Origin of the sequence: Spiroplasma endosymbiont of Megachile willughbiella (assembly GCF_964273395.1) — a bacterium.
GTDB classification, from domain to species: Bacteria; Bacillota_I; Bacilli_A; order Mycoplasmatales; family Mycoplasmataceae; genus Spiroplasma_A; species Spiroplasma_A apis.
This window is the reverse complement of record NZ_OZ187005.1, coordinates 368,753-380,957: the sequence shown is the minus strand read 5'-3', so window position 1 is coordinate 380,957 and position 12,205 is coordinate 368,753. Positions and strand designations below refer to the sequence as shown.

The following is a 12,205-nucleotide window of genomic DNA, read 5'->3' as shown; positions in this document are numbered from 1 at the left end:
TCTATTTTGCTACTTTAACAGCAGCATGTTTGATAACTCTATCATGTAATTTGTATCCATTTGATACCACTATTGCTATTTTTCCGCTTTCAACCTTGTCTGTTTCAACCTGTTCTATTGCAGAGTGAATTTCAGGATTTAAATCGTCACCAACGTTTACTGTAATCATTGATACACCTGCATTCGCTAATGCTTGATCCATTTGATTTATAATCATTTCAAATCCCATCAAGTAATTTTTAATTTCAGGATTATCAGGAGTTGATTTCAAAACACTTCTAAACATATCGATAGCAGGAATAATTTCTGTGGCTATTTTTTCACCACCATATTTTCTTACTAGTATGCTTTCGTTTTGAAATCTTTTAACCGTATTTTGATTGTCTGCAATTGCCATTAATCTAGATTCCTCTAGCTTTTCAACTTTATCGATTAAGTTTGCAAACTCTAACTCAAGTTTATCTAAGTTAGAAAGTTCTTTTTCCTTTTCATCTTTTTCCTTGACAGGCTCAACTTTAAATTCTTTTTTTATTTTTTTAAATAAATCCAAAACGTTCTTTTGTTCGTTTTTGTCCATCGTATTATTCTCCTTCTTTGAATTTGTCTTCTATTTTTTTGCTAATCCATTCTAAAAGATCAGAAACTTTATCATATTGAATCCTTTTAGGTCCAATTAAAGCCAGAGTACCTTTTCCCCCACCTTCTGTGGGGAAGTTAGTACCAACAACTGCTATATCATCGTTTCCTAGACCCGTCTCAAAACCAATTGCTACTGATGCCTTGTTGGCATTTTTATTTTGAGAATTAAACCACGCAAATGGCGAAGTACTCTCTATAAACTCTATAATTTTTTTTATTTTTATTGGGTCATTGAATTCAGGATTCTCAAGTAGATACTTAACACCACTTGTTTTAGATTGTGAAGTACCTGTATGTAAAAGTGCATTGATAAAAGTTTGGAGAATGAATTCATACTTTTTAACCTGTTGTTTTAAAACTGGAATGATAGCTTTTGATTTAAATTCTATCTCTGAGATTTTTGAGTTAACAAGTCTTTCATTAAAAAGATCAATTGATATTTTTAACTCTTTCAAAGTTACTTTATCTAAGTTAACAATCTTATTTTCGATTTGACCATTTGACAAAACGAAGACTACTATTGAACTAGAACCAGACAATGGTACTAATTCTACTTTAGATAATACAACTTCTGTTGTGTTTCTAGATGTTGCTACAACAGTTGCTAACTTTGTCATTTCACTTAATATCAATGAAGTTTTTTCTAGAACTTGATCAATAGTAGAACCTCTTGTTTTAAAAATATTTTCAATTTGAAGTTTTACTTCTTCCATATCATTCGACTTCATGAGGTGATCAACATAATATCTATAACCCTTTGTAGAAGGAACTCTACCAGAAGAAGTGTGTGCTTTTTCTAAGTAACCTTGTTCTTCCAGAAATGCCGATTCATTTCTAATTGTTGCAGAAGATATGTTAATTGATAGTACTTCTTGAATTCTTTTTGATCCAACAGGAGAAGCTGATTTAATATATTCTTCGATAATGGATTGTAGAATTTGTTCTTGTCTTTCAGTTAACATATTAACCTCCTTAACAATTCTCTTTAAGTTTATCAATAGCACTCTAAATATTCAAGTGCTAATTTAATTTATTTGATGTAGAGATAACAAATCTACCATCTTGTACATCTATAACATAGTTTCTTTTTGGTTGTATGTCATTTGATACAATTGCTCTTGCTATTACTGTCTCGATATTCTTTTCTATGTATCTCTTAAGTGGTCTAGCACCATATTCTCTAATATAACCTTCATCAGCGATTTTTTTAATAGATTCCTCAGTGAAGTTTATAATATATTCATTATTTTCATAAACTCTATCTTTCAGTTCACTTAAAGTTTTTTCTATAATTTCTCTAATGATGTCTTTTGATAATGGATTAAATCTTATTACATTATCAATTCTATTTAAAAATTCTGGTCTAAAGAATTTTCTTAATTCTCCTTCAATGACCTTTTCGTCTACTAGTTCGTTTTCTGTTGACATAAGATATTCTGAACCAATATTTGAAGTCATAATTATTATTGTATTTTTAAAATCAATAGTTTTACCTAGTGAGTCAGTTATACGTCCATCATCTAAAACTTGTAGTAAAACATTGAATACATCTGGGTGTGCCTTTTCAACTTCATCAAATAATACTATTGAATAAGGTGTTCTTCTAACAGCTTCTGTTAATCTACCACCCTCTTCGTACCCAACATATCCTGGTGGAGAACCAATCAATTTAGAAACAGATTGTTTTTCCATATATTCACTCATATCGAGTCTTATCATTTTTTTTTCACTACCAAATAACAACTTAGCTATGCTTCTAGCCACTTCGGTTTTTCCAACACCAGTAGGTCCTAAAAACAAGAAACTTCCTATAGGCTTACTTGGATCTTTAATTCCACTTCTACTTCTTAATATTGCATCTGCAACAGCTTCTATTGCTTGATTTTGTCCTTTTACCATTTTTCTTAAACTTGTAGGCAAGCCTAATAGTTTTTCTTTTTCAGATTCCATTAGATTTTCAGTAGCTATTCCAGTTCACTTAGCAATAATAGATGCTATTTCTTTTTCTGTTACTTCCTCAGAAAGTAACTTGCTTTCATCTTCAACAACAGCTTGTTTCAATTGTTTCTCGATCACAGGTAAAAGTGAATATTGAATTTCACCAGCTCTTTGGTACTTACCTTCTGATTGAGCTTGTTCAAGTTCTAATTTAAGTTGACCCATTGTTGAGCGTAGCTGATTAATTTTTTCATGAGCTTTCTTTTCTTCTTCTCATTTATCATTTAATAATTTTTGTTTTTCTTTTAAAGCGAATAATTCTTTTTCGTTAATAGCTGCTCTTTCAAGAGACTTTTCATCAGTCTCTTTAGATAATGCAGCTCTTTCTATTTCTAATTGAACTACTCGTCTATTTATTTGATAAAGTTCAGTTGGAACAGACGCAAGTTCTGTTTTGATTGTTGCGCTAGCTTCATCGACTAAATCGATTGCTTTGTCTGGTAAAAATCTATCTGAGATATATCTATTACTCAATTGAGCAGCTGCTACTAAGGCGTTATCGTGAATACGTACACCATGATAAGTTTCAAACTTCTCTTTTAATCCTCTTAATATTGAGATTGTTTCTTCCACTGTAGGTTCTGAAACATACACTTTTTGAAACCTTCTCTCAAGAGCTGCATCTTTTTCTATATATTCTCGGTATTCTTTAAGCGTTGTTGCTCCAATGGCTTTTAATCCACCTCTGGCAAGTGATGGTTTAAGAAGGTTAGAGACATCCATTCCACCGCCTCCACCAGTTTTACCTGCACCAACTATAAGATGTAATTCATCAATAAATAGTATGATTTCGCCATTTTCTTTTTGAATGGCATTCACAATTCCTTTAATTCTTGCTTCATAGTCACCAAGGAAGCTTGCACCAGCCATAACACTACCCATATCTAATTCTAGAATACGTTTATTTTTAAGTACACTTGGAACATCTCCTTTATTAATTCTTTGAGCAAGCCCCTCTGCAATAGCTGTTTTACCTACACCAGGCTCACCTATTAAAACTGGGTTATTTTTTGTTTTTCTACTTAATATTCTGATGACTCTCATTATTTCATCATCTCTACCTATAATAGGGTCAATTTTTCCTTCTTTGGCGTCCTTTGTCAAATCCCTAGTATATTTACTTAGTATTTCAGGATCATTTAAAGGGTCTGGTCTTTGTGTAAAATCCATAATCTATTCCTCCTGATTAGCACTCTTATAGTGATATTGCTAATCATTAATATATTGACATTTTGTTTTAGCATTGTCAACAATTAAGTGCTAATTTTTTTTTTTTTTTTTCACCAATCTAACTAGAATAATAAGAAAACCAGCCAGATATTCTTGCATAAAATCACAAAAAGAAGGCTTATGCCTTCTTGTTTTTTTTCAATAACTTATAGATTATATTGATATATTAATCAAAATTAGGGTTATTATTCAAAGAATCTTTGTAAAAGGTATTAATTAATCCTCTAACTGAGCTTCCGGTTGCTCTATTTTCTATAGAATGAGTTCCTGAAATATCTAAATGTATAAAGATAACATTCTTTGGAACAAACTCATTTAAAAAAGCAGCTATAATAGATGGATTATTACTATCTATATCTTTTGGACTACTTGTATAGTCTGCTAGAACAGAATTTTTAATTGAGTTTTTAGTACTTCAATGAATTGGTAAAATCCATAAATCCTCACCAACTAAGTTGAAATACTTCTCATAAATTCTTGCTCTTTTAATATTATTAGTGAAACACCCTGTTATATGCTTTCCTAAAACGGTTTTCATAGAGCTTCCTAAAGTGGCGATTGTAATTATTTCCCTTGGCTTGTATTCGGTGCATGCAAACGAAATTAGATCAGCTAGCACTATTCTTCCTTTTAAATTATTATCTTCAATTTGAATAGTTTTTTTATTGTGTGCAATAACAATATCACCCGACTGTATAGAGTTTATGTTATTAATTTTCTGTATTATTGGAATCAAACAAACAATATTTAGTTTCAAAGATAATTTACTACATGCATCAATTGCAGCAAATGCATTAGTAGCACCACTTTTATCTAACCTTAATATAAAGTCGTCAATATTATATATGTTTATAGATTCGTCACTAGAAGTAATTCCTTTGCCGATTATAACAATTTTTTCCTTAGAACAAGTGTCGCCATTGTATTCAATTACAAGAACCCTAGATTCTTTGTTGATGGCTAATAAACTAGCCATTCCATAATCTAATAACTGTTTTTCATTATAAGTCCTTAATGAAAGATTTTTATTTAAAATACAAAGTTTTTGGATGGTTTTGTAAAAAATATCTGTATCTCCTTCTAAATTTAAAACACTGTCTGCTAAATTACAGGCTAAATTTTGAGCTTCATAGCAGACTTTTAAAAAATTAAAATAAACAAAGTTCTCTTCAGTAAAGTTGCTTTTATAAAATCAAAAGTTTTTAGGTTTATTCTTGTTTATGGTTTTCTTTGAATATTTTTTTCCATAATTCGAATAAACCAAATTAAATAGTACCGCAAAAGTAGAATTTAAATCTTTGTCTGCTATCAAATTAAAATCCAGCACAACATTAGAACTAATATCCATTACTAGATCATTAATAACATTATATTTTTCAGATAATGTTTTATTTTTTAAATAACTTAAATTGAAATAATTGAGATTATTCTTTTTATAAAAAACAAATTCCTTTAAATCCGCATCTTTTTGAAGAATAACTTTTTCTATATCTGATGGCAAATCTTTCACAATAAATATTTTCATAATTTTCTCCTTGACTCAAAAGTTGAGCAAAATGAGGATTGATTAGTTCTTTTAAAAAAATAAAGGTTGCTTAATCAAACCTGTAAAATTTAGTTTCTTTATTAATAATTGGTTTAAATAATATATTTAATCGTGCTTCTCAGGTAAGTGATTTAACAATGAGGCAAATACAAGATTCAAGATTTGAAATAATCCCTCACCTCTCAAACTATATAAATTTCAAAGCTGACTTTCATTAGATTCAAAAGTTAACATCATATCTATATTTGGATCTTCGAGTGAGTTTTTCTTTGTACCTATATGAAGTCATTTTGCATTGTTACTTTTGGCCAACTTACCAATAGAAAGAACGGATTTATTCAAGTTTGATAGAGAAATAGTAATAAACAGGTCATCTTCATTAGAAATATTCCCTAAGGAAATTAAAGTTCTGTAATCTTGTTCTAAAAAACAATTTAATCCAAGAGCAACCAATTTATTTTTAAAATCAATAGCTTGGTTGTAATTAATATTAGAAGCTGCTATTATTATTTTTTTCGCATTTTTAATAAGAATAGACGAAGCTTCAATTTTGTTTTCATAAATCAGCGACTTGATAGATTGTCTTTGAAATTTTAAAATTGAGAAATAAAAATCATAAAATTCATCTAAATCTTTTCTGTATAAATTACGGATTACTATTTCATGATTGGAATATATATAGTTATTATTTAAGTCGTTAACCACTTTTCTAAACTCTGCAAATCCTTGAAAGCCAAGGTTTCTGCAAAACCTAAAGATAGTAGCTTTGCTTTGACCAGTACCTTCAGATATTTCTTTTAAGTTTATTTTTTCACTGTTATCTAAATTTTCTAATAAATATTTAGCTATCGTTTTATTATGTTGATTCATATCAGGCATACTAATTTTAATAAGTTTAAATACACTTCTTAACTCCATCAAACCACTTCCTTGCAAACATATATTAACTAAATATAAAAAAAATACCTACTATTTTTTTAAAACTTAAAGTTTTTTCAATAGTAAGCATTTGTAAATTTAGTTCAAATATGCTTTTTTTATATTTTTTCTAATGAATAAACAAATCATTTGCATAAAAGTAGAAAAAATAATCTTGTCCATTTTTTTTCTTTTTCTTGTTAAATTTTTTTCTTTTGTTAATAATTCTTTTTCCAAGAGAAACATTTTTATTGGTAAATAAGAACCTTGATTGTTCATCAACCGCTCATTCGTATCTTCAAACGAATCAATCATTTTAATTTCTAGAAGATCCTTTAATACTTGTTTTTCTTTTTCAATGAAAACAATTCCCATATCTTTCAATATATCAAAATCAAGTAATAGTAGTGCCATGTTTCAATCAAAATTATCTTTATTTTTTTTGTTATGCAAATTATGCCTTTCTTTTTTATCAATTGTTAATCAAAGATTAGGGTCATAGCGTATTTGATTAGTGAACAGTTTACAAGCTGCTTTTAATCTCACGAACTCTGCTATAAGGTCCAAACCTTCAAAATGCTTTTCAAATATGTTAACCGTTTGTTTTTTAATTATATAAAGTAAACCTTTTAATATGAAACAATTTTCAAAATCTTCGTTAATTGCTTTACTCACCTTTTTAAAACAGACATTCTTGATAGCATCTATCAATAATAAATCATATTTTTTTTCTATCCTAGTTTGCGGTTCGTTTAAAAAATCAAGTGTTAGTGGTATTGGATTTGTCTTATTATTTGTTGTTAATAAATGTAAAAATATATAACTACTTGATAGATTTTCATACGTATTTATATTTTTCTCCATAATAAGCCCCCTATAATTACTATCGTGACTTTACAGATATATTAACAATATTTTTATGGAATAAATTTGAAATTTTTATCTAAGGGTTTACATAAGTTCTCATTAACTATTGAATTATATCCGAACTTTTTCGCATCTAAATATGTTTCTTTAACACAAACATCGAGCGCCAAACCACAAATTTCTATGAAGTTTATATTTCTTTCAATAAGTCAATCATTCAAAGTTGATTCAACATTTTCAGAAACATAAAAAGCGGAATAACTATCCGAGAAACGATCAGTCCCTTTTTTAATTATCAAGTCTGCATCACTAGCATCAACATAAAAGTTTGAACCATTTTGGTCGACCAAACAATGCTTACCTCATAAATCAAAAGATACATGATTATTTGGATGGAAGTCACCTGAAAAAACAATGTAATCGTTGGAAGATTTGTAATCTGCTATTCTTTCTAAAATTCCTTTTTTTAAAGTTTCACCACCATCAACATATAATTTTCCGTTAGGATCAGCGAAATCAAATTGATAATCTACTACAAGCAATACTTTTTTCATTATAAAAAATCTATTAATATCTCGTTTAAAATATTAAATCCTTTCGTTGTGCATCTTAATTTGTTATCTACAATTTCTAAAAGATTTTCTTTTATTTTCTTTTGTATTAAATCATAAAAATGATTATAAGCATCAATGTTTTTGCTAACAGTAATATCAATGCCGTCAATCATTCTTAAACCCATCATTAGGATTTGAAAATAATAATCTTCGGTGGTAAGTTTTTCATAGTTTTTGGAATACTTATCTACTTTCCCCTTATTGGAAGTTAAATAATAATCGCCATCAATTTGTTCAAAACCCGTAGCACCTACTCCAACACCAACAAAAAGGGAGTTATTTCAATAGCTTGTATTGTGTTTAGAATATGCTCCATTTAATGCGTAATTAGAAATCTCATATCTTTTATAACCTAATTTAACTAAACCTTCATTAACAATATCGTCAAATAATTCATCATTGTCTGGTAATTTAAGTTGTTTTTTTCCTCATGCTGAATCTTCTTTCATTATCAATGAATACCAAGATATATGTTCTGGTCTTAAAGATTCAATATAGTTTAAATCATTTTCAATATGTTCTTTCGTTTGATCAAATAAGTTGTACATCAAATCAATACTAATATTGCTAAAGCCAAAACTTCTTGCTAACTTAAACTTTTCTATCGCCATTTTATTATCGTGGATTCTACCTATTTTTTTTAATAACTTATTGTCAAATGTTTGAACTCCTATACTTAGACGATTTATATGATAGTTCTTATAAATCTCTAGTTTCGATTCTGTTAGGGATTCAGGGTTAATCTCAATAGTATATTCAAATTCAGTCTCTTTGACAAGTGGTTTTAATATCTCACATAACTTAATTGTTTGCTCCTCGTTTAAGCAACTTGGTGTTCCACCACCAATATAGATGGTTTTAATAAATTTTAGTTTCTCGCCATAACTATTTATTTCAGATTCTAAATTCTCTAAGTAATTAAAAATCGCCTTTTCCTCTTTTGGTTTAATAACCTTTACAAAATCACAAAAAAAGCAAATATGTTCACAAAATGGTATATGAACATATAAGCTTTCAATTTGTCTATTTTCTATTTTGCTGCTCATGGTTTAAGTGATAACCCTTTTTTCTTTCTAAATATCAATCAAGGAATAACAATTACAAATAATATTAAAGCCATTGTAACACAAAATATAATTAAGCATCTTCTATTAGCTCTTTTTTTGATTTTAGTTATTTCTTGTTGTGGAATTATTTCATATCCATAATATGAAATAATATTATTCTTTCTAGATCTTGATGTGATTATATTCAAAATATGTGCAGATAGCATTACCAATAAAACAATTATATTAACAGTGATATCTGATGAAAATGATTTTGTAACTTTACCGATTTCCCAGAAAAAGAAATGTAATGGCTTATCACTATCATGCATAGCTTGGAAACCGTATAAAATACCCAAACTTATTGAACCACAAATATAAGTTGAGAATGCAATTCAATTAATATAAATACTTCTTGATAATAAAGAACGATAATTTCTAGTTATAAAATAAGGCACTTTTTCGATTCCATAAAGTAATCCCTGTTCATATTTTTTGACATTAGAATGAAGCAGAGTGTAATCAGATGTACTGATACCAAAGAAACATATCGATATGATAAGAAAAAAAATCGAAAAGAACGGATACATAACTTTTTCATAGTTAAATCCAAGTCATTTTGAGTCTTTTACACCAATTGTTTTGTAATAAATAGCTAACATAAATGATGTGACAATTATGCCAATAGTTCCTAATAAAAATAAAGCAAAGATTCGTAGCTTCTCACTTCTTATTTCACGGCCAATTGCCGCTGGTATGATGTTAGCTTTTTTCATTCTTGCTTTATAACTTAAATCATTGTACTGATTATAGTTATTTGAGGGTTGCATGTTATTGTTATAATTTTGATTATATCCGTATTGATTATTTTGGTTATAAAATTGTCTATTATTTGTGAATTCTTTATAACCATAATTCATATTATTGGCTGCATAATGTTGACTATCGTATCTTATTTGTTCAGGAAAATTAGGTTGAAATTGGGGTTGAGCACCATAAATTAAATTAGGTTGTAATTGATTATGGTAGATATCATCTTGAGCATATCTATTTTGATAAGGTACATTTTGAGCATAATTATTTGGAATGTAATCATTTTTTTGTAAAATGCTTGCTTCATTATTATAAAAGTTATAGTTTTCTTCAACTGGTCTTGGTGGTATTTGACCTCCATAAACATCTTGTCTTGGTTGGTAGTAGTTATAAGGTTCGTAATTTAGATTCTGTATATTAGCATTTTGGTAGTTGCTTGGAGGTGTCATTTGGTTGACATTTGCATATTGTTGCGATGCATTGAACTGTTTATTATATGTGTCAACTTCTTTTTCTCTCAAAGTGTTATTTCTTGGTAAATAATAACCATCGGTCATATTTTTTTGATTTACAAGGCCATTTTGGTAATTAGCAAGTTCATTATTAAAAGTGCTATTAAACTGAGGCGTTGAGTTATTAATTTGTTGAATGTTTTGATTAAATCCATATCCATTATTTGAATTAACGTCAAAAGCACCAACATTATTATGTTGGTTCTTACTTTCTTTGTCTACAGTAGATTTAAAAACATTGAATAAACTCATAAAAAACCCCCTTTTATGAGCTGTAATAAATTATTTTTGAGATTTCATATATTTTTTTATTTTAGCCAACTCAATTTCAAAGTCATTTCTTAGTTGTTCAAACTTTTCTAATCTTTTAAAATCCTTAGCGGTTACTTCAGTTTTTTCGTATAAATACTTTCTATTTTTTTTCAATAAAACGAAAATATATAAAATTAAAGAAGTTAAACCAATTATAGCGAAAATTAACAAAATAACCCATAATTGAACTTCGAAATTTAATACTTTAAAAACAGTACTGCTAGCTAATCACATATACGATCACCTTTATATTAAAGCCCATAATTGCAAACTACCCTATCTACAATCAATAAAATATTAACATAATTGAAGTTCATATTTCTATAAATTCTATCAAAAAAAATAGTTTTCAAAGTTATCAACATTAAATAAAAAAATTCCATAAATATGGAAATTTTTTATTCTCAACTAGCTACTAATGCATCAATAATATCGTTTTTTCATTCAATAACGTCTAGGTCATTAACAAAGAAATCAATGAATTGATCTTTAAAAGTAACGATTAAGTTAGCTGAAAAGTCTGATGCTTCTATTTCTAACTCTTTTAATTTATTAATTATTTCTTCTGGATATTCAGGATTAAATGCGATTGATTCAACACAATCTTCTGCGAAGTCCTCTGCATTATTTTCATCCTCTAATGCTCCCATTAATGCTGCATAAATTTCATCTTCGCCAACTTCATTAGCTTTAACTTCTTTTGCGATATCTTCTAAAGAGCTACCGCTTTCTTTTAGTTTTTCATAAACATTTTCTATTTCTTCTCCGAATAAAACGACTGCAAAGTACAAACTCATTCCAGCAATTAATTCTTCAAACATTTTATCAGCTGTTTCGTCAGGTAAACTGTCGATATACTTGCTAATTTCATTTGCTTGGGTTTCTGTCATATATAATTCTCCTCATATGTTTTATTATCTAATAAAAATATAATTTAGTCTATCAATTTACCAAAATATATTTTGTTACGCACAATTAAGGTCGTTTTAAAGTTGGAGGAACGGGTGCACTAGTTCTCTTATGACTAGATATTTTATGTAGATATTTTATTCGTTCCTCAACATCCATCGGAACAGGTTTGCCAAGTAAATAATCGTCTATTAAATCATAACCAAAGCCTATTTCTTCTTCATCTGTTTGATTTTCTCATAAACTAGCTGTTGGAGCTCTGTTTATTATACTTTCTGGAACTCCTAATATTTTAGCAGCTTCCTTAACTTCCCTCTTCAAAAGATGAATTATTGGTAACAAATCAACCCCACCATCTCCGAATTTAGTGAAGTAACCTATATGTCATTCATCGGCATTATCAGTACCTAGAACCAAATAATTTTTGGTTTGTGCTATTGAATAAAGTGTTGTCATTCTTAGTCTTGCTTTTGAATTTGCTAATGCTAAATTACTTTGTTCAACCCCACTAGCATTAAGAGCTAATTTGATAGTCTCAAAAGTATTTGTCAAATTTACATCTATACAATTTAGGTCGAGTTTTTCTATCAACTCATTTTTACAATTTTCATCCAACACCGATGAATTACATGGCATTCACACTGTCAAATAGTTATCTGGAAAAGCTTTTTTAGCTAATGCTGCAACAACTGCACTATCTATACCACCGCTAATTCCAACAACTAAGCCAGAAACTCCTGTATTTCTAACGGTCATTCTAAGTCAATCTACTACTTCATTTAAATATTTTTCTAAATACAT

Annotated in this window: 12 protein-coding genes; all 12 read right to left on the bottom strand. The window is 28.6% G+C overall.

Annotation, left to right across the window (positions count from 1 at the left end; genetic code table 4):
• Position 1: 1 nt before the first annotated feature.
• The 12 genes from ACI2WZ_RS01770 to nadE all read right to left on the bottom strand — a co-directional run bounded on the left by ACI2WZ_RS01770 (position 2) and on the right by nadE (position 12,205).
• Positions 2-577 carry a nucleotide exchange factor GrpE gene (locus ACI2WZ_RS01770; RefSeq protein ID WP_023789130.1) on the bottom strand — a complete coding sequence of 192 codons (576 nt, stop codon included), beginning with the start codon at positions 575-577 and terminating at the stop codon, positions 2-4.
• 4 nt (positions 578-581) lie between these two features.
• Positions 582-1,601, bottom strand: a complete 1,020-nt coding sequence (gene hrcA, locus ACI2WZ_RS01765; RefSeq protein WP_023789129.1) for a heat-inducible transcriptional repressor HrcA — start codon at positions 1,599-1,601, stop codon at positions 582-584.
• 58 nt (positions 1,602-1,659) lie between these two features.
• On the bottom strand, positions 1,660-3,807 hold the full coding sequence (locus ACI2WZ_RS01760; RefSeq protein WP_500245058.1) for an ATP-dependent Clp protease ATP-binding subunit: 2,148 nt from the start codon (positions 3,805-3,807) through the stop codon (positions 1,660-1,662).
• Positions 3,808-4,033: 226 nt separating this feature from the next.
• Entirely contained in the window at positions 4,034-5,392 is a 1,359-nt protein-coding gene (locus tag ACI2WZ_RS01755) for a M17 family metallopeptidase (RefSeq protein ID WP_500245057.1), read from the bottom strand.
• A 126-nt stretch (positions 5,393-5,518) separates the two neighbouring features.
• The gene (locus ACI2WZ_RS01750; RefSeq protein WP_023789126.1) at positions 5,519-6,331 is read right to left on the bottom strand and encodes a MurR/RpiR family transcriptional regulator; all 813 of its coding nucleotides are present in this window, start codon (positions 6,329-6,331) and stop codon (positions 5,519-5,521) included.
• Between the two features lie 99 nt (positions 6,332-6,430).
• Positions 6,431-7,195: a hypothetical protein gene (locus ACI2WZ_RS01745; RefSeq protein WP_500245056.1), complete on the bottom strand. Its 765-nt coding sequence runs from the start codon at positions 7,193-7,195 to the stop codon at positions 6,431-6,433.
• A 53-nt stretch (positions 7,196-7,248) separates the two neighbouring features.
• Positions 7,249-7,752, bottom strand: a complete 504-nt coding sequence (locus ACI2WZ_RS01740; protein WP_500245055.1) for an isochorismatase family protein — start codon at positions 7,750-7,752, stop codon at positions 7,249-7,251.
• Positions 7,752-8,858 carry a radical SAM family heme chaperone HemW gene (gene hemW / locus ACI2WZ_RS01735; protein WP_500245054.1) on the bottom strand — a complete coding sequence of 369 codons (1,107 nt, stop codon included), beginning with the start codon at positions 8,856-8,858 and terminating at the stop codon, positions 7,752-7,754. The genes ACI2WZ_RS01740 and hemW overlap by 1 nt, the downstream gene beginning before the upstream one ends.
• Positions 8,843-10,435 (bottom strand): MSC_0882 family membrane protein, encoded by a 1,593-nt coding sequence (locus ACI2WZ_RS01730; RefSeq protein ID WP_500245053.1) that lies wholly within the window; start codon positions 10,433-10,435, stop codon positions 8,843-8,845. Before ACI2WZ_RS01730 ends, hemW begins: the two co-directional genes overlap by 16 nt.
• A gap of 30 nt (positions 10,436-10,465) precedes the next feature.
• The gene (locus ACI2WZ_RS01725; RefSeq protein WP_023789121.1) at positions 10,466-10,729 is read right to left on the bottom strand and encodes a TIGR04561 family membrane protein; all 264 of its coding nucleotides are present in this window, start codon (positions 10,727-10,729) and stop codon (positions 10,466-10,468) included.
• Positions 10,730-10,893: 164 nt separating this feature from the next.
• Positions 10,894-11,385, bottom strand: coding sequence for a hypothetical protein (locus ACI2WZ_RS01720; RefSeq protein ID WP_023789120.1), 492 nt, complete (start codon positions 11,383-11,385; stop codon positions 10,894-10,896).
• An 85-nt stretch (positions 11,386-11,470) separates the two neighbouring features.
• Positions 11,471-12,205 (bottom strand): NAD(+) synthase, encoded by a 735-nt coding sequence (gene nadE, locus ACI2WZ_RS01715; protein ID WP_500245052.1) that lies wholly within the window; start codon positions 12,203-12,205, stop codon positions 11,471-11,473.